Genomic DNA, 18,218 nt, shown 5'->3' on the forward strand with positions numbered 1-18,218 from the left:
ACAAAACTCAGTCCTTGAACTAAATCAGTCTAACTTTTTGGGGTCAGATCAAAATGACCGCACTTTTTGTTCTTATTCTATATTCTTAGTAATCCAATTCATCTTTATGCAACTGATAATCTTCTTTCAGCGCCGCAATCAATTCCACAAAGTCATCAGGTAATGGGGCATGCCATTCCATTAATTCCCCTGTAATTGGATGTTCTAAACGTAACATAATCGCGTGTAATGCTTGGCGTTGGAAATTACGCAAGACTTCGGCAAAATGTTCGCTCGCATTTTTGGGTGGACGTGGACGACCGCCGTAGGTTTGATCACCGAGTAATGGGTGAGCAATATGCGCCATATGTACACGAATTTGGTGCGTACGCCCTGTTTCTAAGCGTAAACGTAAGCGCGTGTAGTTACGGAAATGTTCCATAATACGGTAATGGGTTACCGCAGGTTTACCCATTGGATGCACTGCCATGGCGGTGCGTTTGGTTGGATGACGCGCCATAGGTTCATCCACTTTGCCGCCTTTGGTCATCACGCCAAATGCCACAGCTTCATATTCACGTGTGATTTTGCGTTTTTGCAAGTCACGTACTAACTGGGTTTGCGCAGGAATCGTTTTGGCGACGACCATTAGTCCTGTGGTGTCTTTGTCTAAGCGATGTACGATCCCTGCTCGCGGCACCTCGGCAATTTGTGGATAGTGATAAAGCAAAGCGTTAAGCACAGTACCGCTTGGATTACCGGCACCGGGGTGAACGACAAAATCTTTGGGTTTGTTAATGACTAAAATATGTTCATCTTCGTAGACAATATTAAGTGGAATATTTTCAGGGGTAAAATGGGTTTCGTCTTCTACTTCCACTGTAATCTCTACTTGTTCGCCGCCTAATACTTTTGCACGTGGAATATTTGATACTTTCCCGTTTATAAGAACAAGATCTTGTTCAATCCACGTTTTTAAACGTGAACGAGAATATTCAGGGAACAACTCTGCCAAAGTTTGGTCTAAACGCTGTCCCATTTGTTCTTGCTGAACTTCAGCTGAAAGGGTAATTTGAGCCATAAATAATAAAAAATCCGTGATTTAATGAATAATGTTCTATAAAATACGGCAAATATTGTAACTCAATAGCACATTTTTAGATAGAAAAGGATAAGGTTATGCGTAAATTAAAATCGCTTGCATTCGCCACATTGACAGCGTTAGCTATTACGGCATGCTCAAGCAGCAAAGATGTAGAGCAAGCATCGGAGCAAGAGCTTTTTACGATAGGTCAATCACATTTACAAAATGCAGAATATTCTGATGCAACGCGCTATTTACAAGCTGTTGATACACGTTTCCCGGGCGGCACTTATAGCGAACAAGCCCAATTAAATTTAATTTATGTGGCCTATAAAACCCAAGATTATACGACCGCACTTGTTACAGCAGATCGTTTCTTACAACAACATTCAGGCAGTCCATACACAGATTATGTGCTTTATATGGCGGCATTAACGAATATGTCTATGGGCGATAACTATCTTCAGGATTTATTTGGTATCGATCGCTCAACGCGAGAAACGACTTCCATGAAAACGGCATTTAGTAACTTCCAAACATTGGTGCAACATTTCCCAAACAGCCAATATACCCCTGATGCCTTAACGCGAATGGCTTATATTAAAGACCGTTTGGCACGCCATGAATTAGAAATTGCAAAATTCTACGCGAAACGCAAAGCATGGGTTGCGGTATCAAATCGTGTGACAGATATGTTGCGTTTATACCCGGATACTTACGCGACATTAGAAGCCTTGCCATTAATGCAAGAAGCTTATCACGAAATGGGATTAACTCAATTAGAACAAAAAGCCGCCGCATTAGTGAAGGCCAATGAAGGTAAAATCATTAAAGAAGCTGACAAACCTGATGAGCCATTCTTAAGTTTACCATCATGGCTAAAATTCGGTGATTCAGAACCAGAAAAAACCGCTGAATAATTCGATATAATCAACCAAAAAAAACGACCGCACTTCATACAAAGTGCGGTCGTTTTTGATAATGAAATAACATTATAGGATAATATTTCTAAAGCCCAGGTGCCTTCCATAAGGATGTTGTTAAGCCTTCATCAACAAGATGCAGTTGCTGACGATAAATATCTAACCATTTCTCCTTATGTTTTTGGTATAGAATGTAATTTTCTTTATTAGGTGTATGTTGTCGTTCAAATTTGACAAGTGTTTGACCTGCTTCTTGAAGTGATGAATAAAGCCCAACACCTACACCGGCTGCAATAGCACATCCTAACGCTGTTGCTTCTTTAACAACAGGGATATTGACGGTTAAACCTGTGACATCGGCTAGAATTTGACTCCAGAGTTTTCCTTTTGATCCTCCTCCAGCGAAAACGACAGACGTCAGATTAACGCCTGCAAATTTTTTTACTTGATCAAGGTTACAAGATGAAACAATCGCTGCATTTTCTTGCAATGCTCTGAAAAGCACAGCTTTATTACATTTGTTAGGATCTATAGATAAATTAATAAAAGAGGGGGCAGCGTGATACCACGATTTGAAATGCATTGCATCAGAAAAAATCGGGATAACATCGTTTGAACCTGCTGGCACTTTTTCTGCCATTTGTTCTAATAAGGTATAAGCATCAATGCCTAAGCGATTTGCAACCGCTTTTTCTTCTTCACAAAACGCATCTCTGAACCATCGCATTGTTAACCCTGTGAAAAAGCTGATAGATTCGGCTTGTGCTAACGGTGAAATAACGTGCGGATTCACTCTTACATTCATTTCCGGATCAGTAATTGGATTTGGCAAATTGACAACCTGTTGCCAAAATGTGCCACCGATAATTGCTGCTTGTTCAGGTTGAGTGATACCCAGTCCTAGACAACCTAATTGCACATCGCCCCCACCAACGATAACGGGTGTTCCTGCAATTAGCCCTGTTTGTTGGGCGGCAAGTGCGGTGATTTCCCCTAATTTTTCACCTGTTTCCTTGACTGGGGGTAGAATATCAGGATTTAGCCCTGCCATTTCCAATAACTCTTGATGCCATTGGCGCGTAGAGAGATTAAGCATGCCTGTTGTACCTGCATTAGACGGTTCAACAGCTAACTCTCCACTTAACATAAAGCCAAGCCAATCGCTGATCATTGAGATATATTTTGCTTGACGATATAGTTCACTTTTATGATGAGCTAGCCAAAGCAGTCTGGGTAAGGCACTGAGAGCGAGAGTTTGTCCAGAAATATGATAGACCTGAGATTCGAAAGTTTGATTATAAAGCGTTTTTAGTTCGACAACTTCTTCTATTGCTCTTGCATCAACATTGCCACACGCCCAAATGGGCGTTTTATGTTGATCGTACAATACGATACCTTCTCGCATTGAACAGCTTGAAATTGCCGCAATTTGCTGTGGAGAAATACGGCTTTTTTCGAGAGCTTCTTTCATACAAACGGTAGCAAGTTGCCAATTTTTATTCAGATCAAACTCCATTGATCCTGGTATATTGGGATCAGATAAATGCGTCCATTCCTTTTGTGAAGCAGTGATTTGATTACCTTCTGTATCAAAAATCACTGCTCTGATACTACCTGTACCAGCATCTAGTGCCATTAAATATGTTGTACCGCTCATAGTTTTCTCCTCTAAGCCAAGCGAGAAAAGCACGTTACACAATTTGAGTTAAGATCTTCCGTGCCGTTTTCTCTTCAGTAACTAACGCATTGATATGTTTCCCTTTCAGTGCAGCCAATATCGCTTCAACTTTATCTTCGCCCCCTGCAACCCCAATCACCGTAGGAATCTGTTTGAGATTGTCGAGAGAAACACTAATAAGTTCTTGGTGAATAGGCATATCTGAAAGTACTACACCATCTTCGTTTAAGAAATAACCTAAAATATCACCCACTGCACCTTGTTGCTTAAATTCTTCTAACTGCTGTTCATTTAAAATATATCCTGTTTTCAGAAGTGTAGAACGCGTTTTCTGCCCTGTAGAACCTATTCCTACTATAGCGACATCAGCACGGCTTGCTGCAAGCATAATATCTCGTACATACCCTTCTTTCTGGAAAAGTTGAGCGGCTTCTGCTGAAGAAGCTCTCAAGGGAGCAGGAATAATGCTGATAGAGCAACTGCCATCAAGTTGCCCAACACTTTGCATATAAGGCCCCACGCCTCCTGTAAGGGTAATAAGTTTGATTTGATGTTGTTTAATCAATTCATTACTGTATTTCACCGTATGCATTACGGTGTCGCCAAACCCAAAAGAAAGAATTTGTTTCGGTAATAAAATGGAAGCAAGCATCTGAGATGCGCCAATACCTAAACGATTATTAACTTCATGGTTTTCCAACTCGGGTAAAACTCGAATGTGCTTTAGTTGGAAGCGATGTTTTAATGCTTCTTCAAGTTCTAAACAGCCTTTAAATTTTGAATTAATTTGTACTTTTATAATGCCTATTTGACGACCTTTTTCTAAGAGACGAGAAACTTTCAGTCTGGGTAACCCCACTATGTCTCCAATTTCACTTTGAGTAAGGTTGTCGTGGTAGTAAAACCAAGCAATGCGTGCAAGTAGCTCTTCTTCGTTTGAGAAATAAGAGTCATTATGTTCATCGAGTATTGTCATATCTTGTCCTGAATTCACTTGTAGTAGATTATTCATCTGAAATGATTTTAAATCAAATGTTCAATTTAAATTTTTTATAAATCTGTGAGTAGGATCACATTTTCTAGTTAAACTGATTTTATATGAAATTTTCTTTTCATAATGTGAAGTATATCACATTATTTGTTTTGAAAATGGTTTATGCTTCAAACAAATGAAAATTTTAAAATCATTTGTTCATTGTTAAAAGTGAGGCATATATGGATAAGACGAGTTCTACTGCTCCGCTATTACTTAAAGTCAGCAATGTGAGCAAGGCTTTTTCTGGTGTTTCAGTATTAAAAGAAATTAATTTTTCATTATATGCAGGACAAGTGCATGCGTTATTAGGCGGAAATGGTGCCGGTAAATCGACTCTAATGAAAATTATTGCTGGTATTCAGCCTCAGGATTCTGGTGTACTAGAAATTAAGGGAAAAGTTCGCTCAAACCTTACACCAAGTAAAGCGCATAGTTTAGGAATTTATCTTGTTCCACAGGAACCTTTACTTTTTCCCAATTTAAGTGTGAAAGAGAATATTTTATTTGGTGTACCACGTACTGCAAATTTATCGTCAAAATTAACCGCACTTTTACAGGATTTAAATTCGCATTTAAACCTAGATATGCAAGCTGGGTTATTGGATGTTGCTGATCAGCAATTAGTTGAAATTATGCGTGGACTAATTCGTGATGCATCTATTCTTATTCTTGATGAGCCTACAGCTTCTTTAACACCTGCTGAAACAGAAAATTTATTCAGACAAATTAAATCCTTATTAGCCAAAGGCGTTGGGATTGTTTTTATTTCCCATAAGCTACCTGAAGTTTGGGCAATTTCGGATTGGGTCAGTGTAATGCGAGATGGCTATATTGCATTGAGCGGTGCGACCAAAGAAATTAATCACGATGAAGTGATTAGTGCGATTACACCTAAAGCCAAAAATACTCAACTTACAGAAAGCCAACGTCTTTGGTTAGATTTACCGGGACAGAAAAGAGTGAAATCAACTAATGAACCTATTCTTACGGTTAAGGCATTGACTGGGGAAGGCTTTAAAAATATCTCTTTTGATATTTATCCTGGCGAAATTTTGGGGTTGGCTGGTGTCGTTGGAGCAGGTAGAACCGAATTGGCTGAAACACTTTATGGATTACGTTCAGCGCAATCAGGTGAAATTCATTTTGATGGTACATTGATTAACTCTTACAGCATTAAACAGCGTCTTGCCGAAGGGCTTGTGTATTTACCTGAAGATAGACAAGCATCAGGGCTATATTTAGACGCGCCCCTTAGTTGGAATACTTGTGGATTAACCTATAACGATATTGGCTTTTGGATTAATGAGAAAAAAGAAGATGCTATTTTAGAACGTTATTATCGTGCCATGGGGATTAAGTTCAATCATTCACAACAACCTGTGAGAACCTTATCTGGCGGAAATCAGCAAAAAATCCTTGTAGCGAAATGTTTAGAAGCAAATCCTAAACTTTTAATTGTCGATGAACCGACTCGTGGTGTAGATATTGGAGCTAGAGCCGATATTTATCAGCTAATTCAAAGTATTGCAAAACAAAATGTTGCGATCTTATTTATTTCTTCAGACTTAGAAGAGATAGAACAGATGTCTGATCGCGTACTGGTTATGCACGATGGTGCAATCAGCCGTTCATTATCAGGTGGCGAAATTAATACGGATAACATTATGCGTATGGCATTTAGTGGATAGGAGATAGATATGTGGAAATTTATTCAAAATAACCGTGAACTCACTATTTTAGTTGCCATTTTGCTGTTGTTTAGTTTGTTGTCAGTCGTTGGGGACTTTAGCTTTCAAACTTTGACGATGATCTTTAATTCCGCTCAAATCTTAGCATTGCTCGCAATAGGGGCGACCTTTGTTATTTTAACTCGAAACATTGATGTCTCTGTCGGTTCTATTATGGGATTAAGTGCCGTTATCGCAGGAAGCTTATTAAATTCAGGTTACTCGCTTTTGAGTGCTTGTATTATTACGTTATGCTGCGGTGTACTCACAGGGGGATTTAACGGTGTTCTTGTCACTTTACTTAAAATTCCAGCAATTGTTGCAACGCTAGGAACACTTGGTTTATATAAAGGAATAATGTTAGTGCTTACTGGGGGGAAATGGATTGAAGGATTGCCACAATCGTTAAAAACACTCTCAGAACCTTTATTTTTTAATATCTCGCCAATTGGATTTGCAGTTCTCGTTTTTATTCTTTTAACTTACCTTTTCTTAACTAAATCTCGATTAGGGCGTAACTTTTATGCCGTTGGGGATAATTTGCAAGGGGCATTACAACTCGGAGTAAAAGTCAATGCTGTTCGCATTGTTGCCTTTGCGGTAAATGGCGCAATGGCGGCTCTAGCAGGTATTATCTTCGCTTCCCAAATTGGATTTGTCCCTAATTCTACAGGTAATGGTCTAGAAATGAAGGCAATTGCAGCCTGCGTATTAGGTGGAATTAGTTTATTAGGCGGAGCCGGGAATATTGTCGGTGCAGTGCTTGGAGCTTATTTCTTAATTCAAATTGATACCATTTTAGTCTTAATGAAAGTCCCTGCATATTGGAATAATTTTGTAGCAGGAATCGTATTGCTTGCTGTACTTGTCTTTGATGGTCGTATTCGAGTAATGATAGCAAATAATATTAAACAACAACGTTATGCACGCTTTTTAAAGGCGGATAAAGAATAGGGGAGTTTAGTATGCAACTTGCAAAAAAATATAGCTGGGAGATGGCTTTATTTGGCTTACTCATTATTGAAATACTTGGTTTTGGAATGTTTAATCCAAGACTGCTAGATCTCAATGTTTTGTTAAATAGCACGAGTGATTTTATCTATATTGGGATGCTCGCTTTACCACTTACACTCATTATTGTTAGTGGGGGAATGGATATTTCTTTTGGTTCGGTTGTTGGGTTATGTGCCATTACACTCGGTGTCTTATTTAAGCTAGAACTTCCATTATCAGCCGCAATTTTTGCTACATTTGTCGTAGGCATAACTTGTGGTGTGATAAATGCTGCTTTGATTATTTACACACAAGTAAATCCTTTAGTGATTACACTGGGCACTATGTATTTATTCGGTGGTGGAGCATTGTTACTCTCGGGATTTGCAGGGGCAACAGGATACGAAGGAATTGGAGGCTTTCCGGATATATTACTTGATTTTGCCAACCATACGATTTGGGTTATCCCAACACCGATCCTTTATTTTCTACTTACTACTTTTCTCTTTTGGTTATTAATGCATCGCACCAAAATTGGACGTAGTACTTTCTTAATTGGACAAAGTCAACGAGTTTCCAAATATAGCGCAGTGCCTATAAATCAAACACTTTTTATTATCTATGCTTCTATTGGACTTATTGCAGCATTTGTTGCGGTTTTGCTGGTTTCCTATTTTGGCTCAGCACGGTCAGATTTAGGTAGCTCTTTACTAATGCCTGCTTTAACTGCAGTGGTATTAGGTGGCGCAAATATCTATGGTGGCTCAGGTTCTGTGATAGGGACCGCAATTGCTTCATTATTGATTGGCTATTTGCAACAAGGATTACAAATGGTAGGTATTTCTAATGAGACATCCAGTGCACTATCAGGAGCATTATTAATTATCGTATTAGTTGGAAAGTCCGTAAATACACATCGTTCAACGATTCAATCTTGGTTCAAAAGAAAGTATTTCAATCAACAAAGTAGTACGCAAAGCTAAACATACTGGCGATTTAGTATGTTTTCTCAAAACTCAACTTAACTTTTATAGGAGAAGTTTTATGAAACATTCCGTAATAAAAAATACAGCGTTAGCGATTTCATTGGGCTTGGCTACTCTTGCAACTGCACAAGCTGCTGATAAGGTAGCATTCATTCCTAAATTAGTGGGCGTAGGATTTTTCACTAGTGGTGGGCAAGGTGCGGTTGAAATGGGGAAAGTTTTAGGTGTTGATGTGACTTATGATGGACCTGCAGAGCCAAGTGTTTCAAACCAAGTTCAGATGATCAATAACTTTGTTAATCAAGGTTATAACGCCATTATTGTCTCTGCGGTGTCACCTGATGGTTTATGTTCAACCTTAAAAAGAGCGATGAAACGCGGAGTAAAAGTGCTGACTTGGGATTCAGATACGCAACCAGAATGCCGTAGTTACTATATTAATCAAGGTACACCAACACAATTAGGCTCAATGCTAGTAGATATGGCATCTAGCCAAATTTCTAAACCCAATGCTAAAGTTGCATTTTTCTATTCAAGCCCAACTGTCACCGATCAAAATCAATGGGTGAAAGAAGCTAAAGCCAAAATTGAGAAAGAATTTCCACAATGGGAAATTGTCACCACTCAATTTGGTTATAACGATGCAATCAAGTCACTTCAAACGGCAGAAGGGATTTTGAAAGCCTATCCAGATCTAGATGCAATTATTGCGCCAGATGCGAATGCGCTTCCTGCAGCAGCGCAAGCTGTAGAAAACTTAAAACGCCAAGGTACAGTTGTCGTTGGTTTTAGTACCCCAAATGTAATGCGCCCTTATGTTAAACGAGGCACAGTAAATCAATTTGGGCTTTGGGACGTTGTTAAACAAGGCAAACTTTCCGTTGCAGTCGCCAATGAATTACTCAAAGGAAAATCATTTAATATCGGTGATAAATTTACCGTAGAAGGTGTTGGCGAGGTCTCAATTTCGCCAAACAGTGTTCAGGGTTATACACACGAAGCAAAAAATAACGGTATTGTTCTTTTACCAGAGCGTGTTGTATTTACAAAAGAAAATATTGATAACTATGATTTCTAAGTAGAAGGAGTAAAGCATGGCTGATTTAGATGATATTCGAGATGGTAAAGATTTTGGTATTGGAATCCCACAAACAAATAAAGCCTTTTATTTAAAAGGGTCCGGTGCATTAGACTGGGGAATGCAATCTCGTCTTGCCAATATATTTAATCCTAAAACGGGAAAAACAATTATGTTGGCATTTGATCACGGTTATTTCCAAGGTCCTACGACTGGATTAGAGCGTATTGACCTAAATATTGCGCCACTTTTCGAATATACCGATGTGCTTATGTGCACACGAGGTATTTTACGCAGTGTGGTTCCGCCTGATACTCGTAAACCCGTAGCTTTGCGTGCATCAGGGGCAAATTCAATACTGACTGAGCTATCTAACGAAGCTGTAGCTGTCAGTATTGAAGATGCATTGCGGCTCAATGTCTCTGCAATGGCAGCTCAAGTATATATTGGTTCTGAATATGAACATCAATCGATCAAGAATATTATTCAACTTGTGGATCAAGGTAGCAGATATGGAATGCCTGTGATGGCGGTAACGGGGGTTGGTAAAGATATGGCAAGAGATCAACGCTATTTTTCTTTAGCAACACGTATAGCAGCGGAAATGGGTGCACATATTATTAAAACCTACTATGTAGAAAAAGGATTTGAACGTATAACATCAGGTTGTCCAGTACCTATCGTCATTGCTGGTGGGAAAAAATTACCTGAAAAAGAAGCGTTGGAAATGTGCTACCAAGCAATAGATCAAGGAGCATTAGGTGTTGATATGGGCAGAAATATTTTCCAATCAGATTCCCCAATTGCCATGCTAAAAGCCGTGCAAGCCGTTGTTCATGGTGGAGAAACTGCAGAAAAAGCTTATCAACTTTATTTAGAAGAAAAAGCTCGTTAATCATATTAAGATTGGCAGATTCTTCTGCCAATCTATTTCCTTAATAAGTATGTTATTTGTTAGGAGGATTTATGTTTGCAATGTTAGTTGAAATTAATGTGAAAGAAGGCAAAGAAAACGAATTTTTAGAAGTATTTGAAAGAAATCATATTGGAACAAGACAAGAAGCGGGAAATTTGCGTTTTGATGTGTTAAGGGATCCTGAAATAAGAACACGTTTTTATGCTTATGAAGTATATGAAAATGAAGCTGCGTTAGAAGCTCATAGACAAACACAACATTATCATCGTTGTGTTCAGGAGCTTGAAAGCATTATGACGGGATCTAGAAGTAAGAAAATTTTTGAATGGATCTTACCAAGAGAAGTATAAAAATGAACAATGATTTACTTATTCAAGAATTAAAACAGCAATATTTAAGTGTAGGTATTCTTGCTGCACCGTGGTTGGAATTCAATCAAAAATTAAATATATTGAAATCTCATAAATTGAATATTTTGCATTTTGATATTGCTGATGGGAATTTTTCTCCCTTATTTACGGTTGGAAGTATTGCAATCAAACAATTTTCTCAAGATTATTTTAAAGATGTACATTTGATGGTAAATAATCAACAAGGGGTTGTAGAAGATTGCATAAGAAATGGGGCTAATCTTATTACGTTACAATTAGAGAACAGAATTTACTTACGAGAAACTCTGCAATGGATTAGAACACAATATAATACATATAAAAGTAATGAATATTCTGTTTTAGCTGGGCTTAGTCTTTTTCCTGAAACAGAATTGTCTTTACTGGGCGAATATATTGATGATGTAGATGTGATTCAGTTATTAACTTTAAACCCAATAAGTGGGAAGAAGTTTGATGTCAAGATTATCTCTAATCGCATCCAAGAATTATGGTCAATTTTTGGAGATGAGTTAGATAATAAAATTATCAGTGTTGATGGTGCAATGACATTAGAAATGGCTAATTATCTATCAGAAAATTGTAGAGTTAATTGGTTTGTGTCAGGAAGTGCATTGTTTAAGGCAGACTTAAGTTCTAATCTCCAATCGTGGGAGAAAGTAAAAAATAATTTTCACTGAATTTTTTTATATCTATTAGCATGGTGGTGCAACCAAACAAAACGACCGCACTTCATACAAAGTGCGGTCGTTTTTGATTGTTTTTTATTATGCTTGAATGCGTGCTTTGGCTTCTGCAATAGCTTCGGCTACACGAACTGGTGAAACCCCACCTTTGGCGCAGCGTTTGTCTAAGCAAGATTGTAATGATAGGATTTCATATACATCTTCGGAAACCACATCACTAAATTGGCGGAATTCTTCCACGCTTAAGTCTTCCAAGCCTTTGTGAACCTTGATCGCATAAACCACGGTTTCACCTACAATATGGTGCGAATCGCGGAATGGGACACCTTTGGCAACAAGGTAATCGGCTAATTCTGTGGCATTTGAATAGCCTTTTAATGCCGCTTCACGCGTACGTTCTACGTTGACTTTAATGTCTTCTAATACAAAGGCCGCCATAGTTAAGCAATCGTGCCAAGTATCTAAGGCATCAAAAATTCCTTCTTTATCTTCTTGCATGTCTTTGTTATAGGCAAGTGGCAAGCCTTTTACCGTGGTTAACATTCCCATTAATGAGCCAATGACACGCCCTGCTTTACCTCGAATTAATTCGCAAGCATCAGGGTTTTTCTTTTGTGGCATTAGGGATGAACCTGATGTCACGCGGTCAGACAATTCCACAAAATCTGCTTCACCGCTATTGAAGATGATCATATCTTCCGCAAAACGTGATAAGTGTGCCATGCTCAATGAGGCGGTTGAAAGTAATTCAATAATATGGTCACGGTCTGATACGCTGTCTAAGCTGTTACGTGTTGCAAATGCAAAGTCTAAATCTTTAGCCAGTTGTTCACGATCAATAGGATAAGCTGTCCCTGCTAATGCACCGCTACCCAGAGGGCAGCTGTTCATACGACGGTAAGCATCCGTTAAACGTGAATGATCTCGTTCTAACATTTCCACGTAAGCCATACACCAGTGGGCAAAACTAATCGGTTGCGCCCGTTGTAAATGGGTATAACCCGGCATAACGGCATCTTGTGTATTTTCTGCGGTTTCCACTAATTTAGCTTGTAAATCACGCACTGCTTGTTTTAATTCAAGCACTTGTGCTTTACACCACATTTTGATGTCCAAGGCTACTTGGTCATTACGAGAACGCCCTGTGTGAAGTTTTTTACCTAAATTTCCTACTTTATCAATGAGTTTGGATTCCACCCAACTGTGGATATCTTCTGCATCATCTTGCAAAATTGCCTGTGGATTTGACCGCACTTCAACGAGTAGCTCATTTAGCGCGACTTCTAATTGTTGTTGCTCTTCTGCAGTTAATATATTCACGCTGACCAATGCTTTTGACCAACCGATTGAACCCTCAATATCTTGTTCTGCAAGACGATAATCAAAACGAAGGGAGTCATTAAAATCTTTAAAACGTTTGTCTGCTGCTTGCGTGAAGCGTCCGCCCCATAGAGCCATGTTATTTTCCTTTTTGTTGTTCTATTAATTCAATGTGTTAGGGTTTCCTAAAATTAGAACTAAGAGAGTATGTTTTCTTTATTATTTCAAAATCGGATTTCGCCGATGGCGACTTACTTTTGCTTTGCTCGTGCAAAGAAAAGTAAGCAAAAGAAACACGCCCCGACTTTGTTGCTTTTCCTCGCTTATTTGAAATTTTTTTAACGCAAAATTCCAGAACTCGCTTCGCTCAAACATACTGAATTTTGCTACAAAACGCTTGCGTTTTGAACGTTGCTTTAGCAACGGCACGTAGTGCGAGCGTAGCGAGTAATAATTTCAAAACGCTCGGGCAACTCAGACGGGGATGTTTTCTATGCCGTAATTCTTGTTCCGATAATTTCACCGGCGAAAAGTGCGGTTAATTTTTCGGGGTATTTCCAGTTCGCAATATCCACACCGCGACCGAGAATTTTTGCTGCATCCAAGGCGGCGTTAACTTTGACAATCATGCCATCAGTAATGACTTGATCTTCAATTAATTGTGCAATTTGTGCAGAATTGAGCGTAGCAATCAATTTCTTGTTCGCATCTAAAACGCCATTCACATCAGAAAGCATGACGAGATCGGCATTAATCAATGCCGCGATAGCTGTCGCAGCTTGGTCAGCGTTCACATTCATCAGTAAACCATTTCCATCCACTGCAATGGAGCTGATAATGGGCAAAAACGCACTTGAAAGTAGGTTGTTCAATAAATCCGCTTTATTGGGTTCGACATTGGCTACGTGACCTAACTCAGGATCGAATTGTTTTGCTACGGTCATTTCTCCATCAGCCAAACTCAATCCTACAGGGTTTAAGTTAAATTTAGCGGCTTGAGCAACGAGCGTTTTGTTCGCAATACCTGCTAATGCACCAACGATAATATCAATTTGATCGCTAGGCGTGATGCGCAAACCGTTTTTCTTTTGCACAGGTAGATTTAAGCGTTTAAGTAAGTTATCTACTACAATCCCACCACCGTGAACAATAACTAATGGACGGCTGCCGTTTTTGAGATAATCGCCAAGCGCGGTCAATAAATTGTGCATTGCTTCGGGCGTATCAAGCAGTACGCCACCTAATTTAATCACTAATGGTCGCATATTAAATTAATCCTAATACTTCATTAAAACCGTAACGAATATTGGCACATTGCACAGCTTGTGCTGCCGCACCTTTTAATAAGTTATCTTCTGTACCCACGATAATGATATGCCCATTTTTGGTGGCAAAGCCAATATCACAATACGGAGTAAATTCTACCGCTTTAATTGTTGGTAATCCACTTTCATAAACGCGAACTAATGGGCGGTTGGCGTAATATTGTGCATAGGCCGCTTTGATTTGTTCATCAGTGACGCCTGCTTTCAGTTTTGCCGTAATGGTAGCGAGAATACCGCGTTTAAAATTGCCTAAATGCGGTGTGAAAATCACTTCTGTGCCTAAGTGAGTGGAAATTTCAGGTTGGTGGCGATGATTAAATACACCGTAAGCATTTAGGCTGACTTCACAAAAAGAGCTGGTTAAGCTGGCTTTTCTACCTGCACCACTGACGCCACTGACCGCATTGATAATCGGCAACTGGTTGAGATCTAACAGGTTATTTTCAATTAAGGGTTTTAAGCTGAGTTGCGAAACCGTTGGATAACAACCGGCCACGGCCACTAAATCCGTTTGTGCAATTTTGTCGGCATTCCATTCCGCTAAACCGTAAACGGCTTTCTCTAATAATTCAGGATATTGATGTTCAAAACCGTAATATTGAGTGTAAAATTCTGTGCTATTGACGCGGAACGCGCCTGATAAATCAAACACTTTACAGCCATTTTCTAAGAAAATCGGTGCAAGATTATGGCTTACTTCGTGTGCAGTACCTAAAAAGGCTAAATCAGCTTGTTGGGCAATTTCACTAAGGTCTTCGGGCAATGGTTGTAAGGGTAAATCACAAATTGTACGTAATTGAGGATAAAGCTCAGAAATCGGTTTGTTTGCATCCGCACTATTGGTTGAAACATATAACCCTGCTAATTCAAATTCAGGGTGATGAGTGAGAATACGAGCTAATTCTGCGCCCGTATAGCCACTTGCGCCCACAACGATTGCTTTTTGTGCCATGGTTTAATCCTGTTATAATAGATAAAAATTCATTCTAAGTGATTAGTTATGCTATTATTCTGCATAAATATGTAAAAATCAACCTTTATTTATAGGGAAATCTCATGAAAAAACTGCCGCAATTTCTTGATATGTATTCTCAACTTATTGCTATTCCTACCATTAGTGATATTGAGCAAAAAAACGATATTTCTAACCGCACTTTAATCGAGATAATGGCAACCTGGTTGTCGGATTTAGGCTTTAAAACAGAGATCTTGCCTGTAGAGGGAAGTCACGACAAATACAATTTATTAGCCACTTATGGCGAAGGGGAAGGCGGTTTATTATTGGCAGGACATACGGACACGGTACCTTTTGATGACGGACGTTGGACGTTTAATCCCTTTAAGTTGACAGAACAAAATGGCAAATTTTATGGCTTAGGCACCGCAGATATGAAAGGGTTCTTTGCTTTTGTATTAGATGCGATTCAACAGATTGATTTAACAAAACTGACTAAGCCTTTACGTATTTTAGCCACGGCAGATGAAGAAACGACCATGCTGGGTACACGTGTTTTTATTAAACATGCCCATATTCGCCCCGATTGCGCCATTATTGGCGAGCCGACTTCTTTGCGCCCTGTTCGTGCGCATAAAGGGCATATTGGTAAAGGCTTGCAAATTATCGGAAAATCAGGGCATTCCAGTGATCCGGCTAAGGGTATCAATGCCATTGAATTAATGCATGAAGCTACAGGCTATTTGATGCAACTACGCAATGAGTTGCGTGAAAAATATCACCATGCTGATTTTGAAATTCCCTACCCAACGATGAATTTAGGCGCAATTCATGGTGGCGACGCGGTGAATCGTATTTGTGGTTGTTGTGAATTGCATTTTGATATTCGCCCATTGCCAGCAATGCGATTGGAAGATTTGGATGAAATGTTGCGTGAAAAATTAGCACCGATGTTTGAGCAATATGGCGATCGTTTAACTCTTCGTAATCTACACGAGCCAACACCAGGATATGAATGTGAACATAATGCTCAAGTGGTACAAGTGGTGGAAAAATTATTGGGTGAAAAATGTGAAGTGGTGAATTACTGTACAGAAGCCCCATTTATCCAAGAACTTTGCCCAACCTTGGTATTAGGCCCAGGTTCCATTGATCAAGCTCATCAACCGGATGAATTTTTATCTGCCGAGTTTATTCAACCTACGCGCGATTTACTCACAAAAATGATTATACATTTTTGCTAAAAAATGACCGCACTTTGAGTGCGATACCTCAAGCGCATGTAGAAATAAAAAAAAGCCTTGAACGTTAATTTCCAAGGCTTTTTTATGTTTGATTATTTCAAACTCTTGTTAATTGGTGGAGATAATCGGGATCGAACCGACGACCTCTTGAATGCCATTCAAGCGCTCTCCCAACTGAGCTATATCCCCATGAATGGGCGGTATAATAAAATGCTCCGCCCCTGATGTCAAGACCAATTATGCTTGTGCGTTGATAAAATCAATCGCTTTTTGCAAACGCGCAAGCGTTCTTTCTTTACCTACTAACTTCGCTGTGATATCCATAGATGGTGATTGACCTGAACCTGTTACAGCAAGGCGGAACGGCATACCCACTTTGCCCATGCCGATTTCTAATTCTGCCGCTGTTGCGTTCATGGCATCATGAATATTTTCAACAGACCAATCAGAAAGTGCGGTTAATTTTTCTAATAATTTTGACAACGGTGTAATGGCTTCTGGTTTGAAGTTTTTAGCCGCCGCTTTTTCATCGTAAGATTCAAAGTCTTGATAGAAATAACGACTTTGGCTGGCTAACTCTTTTAAGGTTTTTGCTCGTTCGCTTAAAACAGGAATAATTTCTTCCAATGTTGGACCATTTGCGGTATCAATGTTTTGGTCATTCATATGCCACGCCAAGTATTTAGCGACATGTTCCGCCGGTAAACTACGCATATAGTGTTGGTTTAGCCACTGTAATTTTTCTGTGTTAAAGGCACTTGCGGATTTGCTAACAGAATGAATATCGAATAATTCGATCATTTCTTCGCGCGAGAAAATTTCTTGGTCGCCGTGTCCCCAACCTAAACGTACGAGATAGTTAATCAAGGCTTCCGGTAAATAGCCATCATCACGATATTGCATTACGCTAACTGCACCGTGGCGTTTGGAGAGTTTTTGACCATCATCACCGTTAATCATTGAAACGTGAGCGTAAGTTGGAATTTCTGCCCCTAACGCTTTTAAGATGTTGATTTGGCGTGGCGTGTTGTTGATATGATCTTCACCACGAACAACGTGGGTAATGCCCATATCCCAATCGTCCACGACGACGCAGAAGTTGTAAGTCGGTGAACCGTCAGTGCGGCGAATAATTAAATCGTCTAATTCGCTGTTGCTGATTTCAATGCGCCCACGCACCGCATCATCAAAAATCACTGAGCCTTCCGTTGGGTTTTTAAAACGAACAACGTGCGGTTCGCTTAGATCGTGTGAATGATCGCCTAAGCAGTGGCGGTCATAACGTGGTTTCTCTTTATTCGCTTCTTGGTTTGCACGCAATTCATCTAAACGCTCTTTTGAGCAGTAGCAACGGTATGCCGTACCTTCTTCAATCATTTGATCGATCACTTGGTTATAACGGTCAAAGCGTTTTGTTTGGAAATACGGACCGTGTTCCCACGCTAAGTTAAGCCATTCCATGCCTTCAATAATAGCAGCTGTTGCTTCTGGGGTTGAACGCTCTAAGTCGGTGTCTTCAATACGCAACACAAATTCGCCATTATTATGTTTGGCGTATAACCATGAATAGAGCGCAGTTCGTGCGCCGCCGACGTGTAAATAACCGGTTGGACTTGGCGCAAAACGGGTGCGTACTTTTACATTAGGATCTAAATCAAATAAGGCTTCTAGTTTCATTCTTATATTCCATATTCGTGACAAAATTGTGGGCTATTGTACCTTTTTTTACGGCAATGCTTAATAGAAATTTCGGTGCTTATGGTTATTTTTGAGCCATTTAATGTAAATTTTATAAAAAGCAGTTGACGAGCAAGGATAAATCCATATAATACGCCCCACAACAGCGGGCGATTAGCTCAGTTGGGAGAGCACCTCCCTTACAAGGAGGGGGTCACTGGT

16 protein-coding genes and 1 tRNA gene are annotated in these 18,218 nt (G+C 39.5%); 9 read left to right on the forward strand and 8 right to left on the reverse strand.

Annotated features, from left to right (window positions below; translation table 11 throughout):
- Positions 1–85: 85 nt before the first annotated feature.
- Positions 86–1,060, reverse strand: coding sequence for a 23S rRNA pseudouridine(1911/1915/1917) synthase RluD (rluD, locus tag Q0O89_RS08445; RefSeq protein WP_293731273.1), 975 nt, complete (start codon positions 1,058–1,060; stop codon positions 86–88).
- A 98-nt stretch (positions 1,061–1,158) separates the two neighbouring features.
- Between rluD and Q0O89_RS08450 the strand changes: the two genes are divergently transcribed.
- Positions 1,159–1,983 (forward strand): outer membrane protein assembly factor BamD, encoded by an 825-nt coding sequence (locus Q0O89_RS08450; protein ID WP_293731274.1) that lies wholly within the window; start codon positions 1,159–1,161, stop codon positions 1,981–1,983.
- A gap of 88 nt (positions 1,984–2,071) precedes the next feature.
- Here Q0O89_RS08450 and lsrK read toward each other — a convergent pair whose 3' ends face one another.
- The gene (lsrK, locus tag Q0O89_RS08455; RefSeq protein WP_293731291.1) at positions 2,072–3,622 is read right to left on the reverse strand and encodes an autoinducer-2 kinase; all 1,551 of its coding nucleotides are present in this window, start codon (positions 3,620–3,622) and stop codon (positions 2,072–2,074) included.
- 55 nt (positions 3,623–3,677) lie between these two features.
- Positions 3,678–4,640 (reverse strand): transcriptional regulator LsrR, encoded by a 963-nt coding sequence (gene lsrR / locus Q0O89_RS08460; protein WP_273317229.1) that lies wholly within the window; start codon positions 4,638–4,640, stop codon positions 3,678–3,680.
- A gap of 239 nt (positions 4,641–4,879) precedes the next feature.
- Between lsrR and lsrA the strand changes: the two genes are divergently transcribed.
- The 7 genes from lsrA to Q0O89_RS08495 all read left to right on the forward strand — a co-directional run bounded on the left by lsrA (position 4,880) and on the right by Q0O89_RS08495 (position 11,469).
- Positions 4,880–6,388, forward strand: a complete 1,509-nt coding sequence (gene lsrA / locus Q0O89_RS08465) for an autoinducer 2 ABC transporter ATP-binding protein LsrA (RefSeq protein WP_273383608.1) — start codon at positions 4,880–4,882, stop codon at positions 6,386–6,388.
- A gap of 9 nt (positions 6,389–6,397) precedes the next feature.
- On the forward strand, positions 6,398–7,381 hold the full coding sequence (gene lsrC / locus Q0O89_RS08470; RefSeq protein WP_273405144.1) for an autoinducer 2 ABC transporter permease LsrC: 984 nt from the start codon (positions 6,398–6,400) through the stop codon (positions 7,379–7,381).
- A gap of 11 nt (positions 7,382–7,392) precedes the next feature.
- On the forward strand, positions 7,393–8,403 hold the full coding sequence (gene lsrD, locus Q0O89_RS08475) for an autoinducer 2 ABC transporter permease LsrD (RefSeq protein WP_273317238.1): 1,011 nt from the start codon (positions 7,393–7,395) through the stop codon (positions 8,401–8,403).
- A 61-nt stretch (positions 8,404–8,464) separates the two neighbouring features.
- Positions 8,465–9,484 carry an autoinducer 2 ABC transporter substrate-binding protein LsrB gene (gene lsrB / locus Q0O89_RS08480; protein ID WP_273317241.1) on the forward strand — a complete coding sequence of 340 codons (1,020 nt, stop codon included), beginning with the start codon at positions 8,465–8,467 and terminating at the stop codon, positions 9,482–9,484.
- 16 nt (positions 9,485–9,500) lie between these two features.
- Positions 9,501–10,379 (forward strand): 3-hydroxy-5-phosphonooxypentane-2,4-dione thiolase, encoded by an 879-nt coding sequence (lsrF, locus tag Q0O89_RS08485; protein ID WP_293731281.1) that lies wholly within the window; start codon positions 9,501–9,503, stop codon positions 10,377–10,379.
- Positions 10,380–10,450: 71 nt separating this feature from the next.
- Complete coding sequence (gene lsrG / locus Q0O89_RS08490) at positions 10,451–10,750, forward strand: (4S)-4-hydroxy-5-phosphonooxypentane-2,3-dione isomerase (protein WP_293731283.1); 300 nt, start codon at positions 10,451–10,453, stop codon at positions 10,748–10,750.
- Positions 10,751–10,752: 2 nt separating this feature from the next.
- On the forward strand, positions 10,753–11,469 hold the full coding sequence (locus tag Q0O89_RS08495) for a hypothetical protein (RefSeq protein ID WP_293731284.1): 717 nt from the start codon (positions 10,753–10,755) through the stop codon (positions 11,467–11,469).
- 87 nt (positions 11,470–11,556) lie between these two features.
- Here the strand turns inward: Q0O89_RS08495 and argH are convergent, their stop codons facing one another.
- From argH to argC, 3 genes are all read right to left on the reverse strand, one after another.
- Positions 11,557–12,933, reverse strand: a complete 1,377-nt coding sequence (gene argH / locus Q0O89_RS08500; RefSeq protein WP_293731285.1) for an argininosuccinate lyase — start codon at positions 12,931–12,933, stop codon at positions 11,557–11,559.
- A gap of 353 nt (positions 12,934–13,286) precedes the next feature.
- A complete protein-coding gene (argB, locus tag Q0O89_RS08505; protein WP_293731287.1) occupies positions 13,287–14,060 on the reverse strand; it encodes an acetylglutamate kinase in 774 nt (257 codons plus the stop codon).
- Position 14,061: 1 nt separating this feature from the next.
- Positions 14,062–15,072 (reverse strand): N-acetyl-gamma-glutamyl-phosphate reductase, encoded by a 1,011-nt coding sequence (gene argC / locus Q0O89_RS08510; protein WP_293731288.1) that lies wholly within the window; start codon positions 15,070–15,072, stop codon positions 14,062–14,064.
- A gap of 104 nt (positions 15,073–15,176) precedes the next feature.
- Between argC and argE the strand changes: the two genes are divergently transcribed.
- Complete coding sequence (gene argE, locus Q0O89_RS08515) at positions 15,177–16,319, forward strand: acetylornithine deacetylase (RefSeq protein WP_293731289.1); 1,143 nt, start codon at positions 15,177–15,179, stop codon at positions 16,317–16,319.
- A gap of 113 nt (positions 16,320–16,432) precedes the next feature.
- Here the strand turns inward: argE and Q0O89_RS08520 are convergent.
- Together Q0O89_RS08520 and gltX are read right to left on the reverse strand one after the other, a co-directional pair.
- Positions 16,433–16,508: transfer RNA gene (locus tag Q0O89_RS08520), tRNA-Ala, on the reverse strand.
- Between the two features lie 48 nt (positions 16,509–16,556).
- Positions 16,557–17,996, reverse strand: a complete 1,440-nt coding sequence (gltX, locus tag Q0O89_RS08525) for a glutamate--tRNA ligase (RefSeq protein ID WP_293731290.1) — start codon at positions 17,994–17,996, stop codon at positions 16,557–16,559.
- Positions 17,997–18,218: the final 222 nt, after the last annotated feature.

This window comes from uncultured Actinobacillus sp. (assembly GCF_945915845.1).
Lineage (GTDB): Bacteria > Pseudomonadota > Gammaproteobacteria > Enterobacterales > Pasteurellaceae > Exercitatus.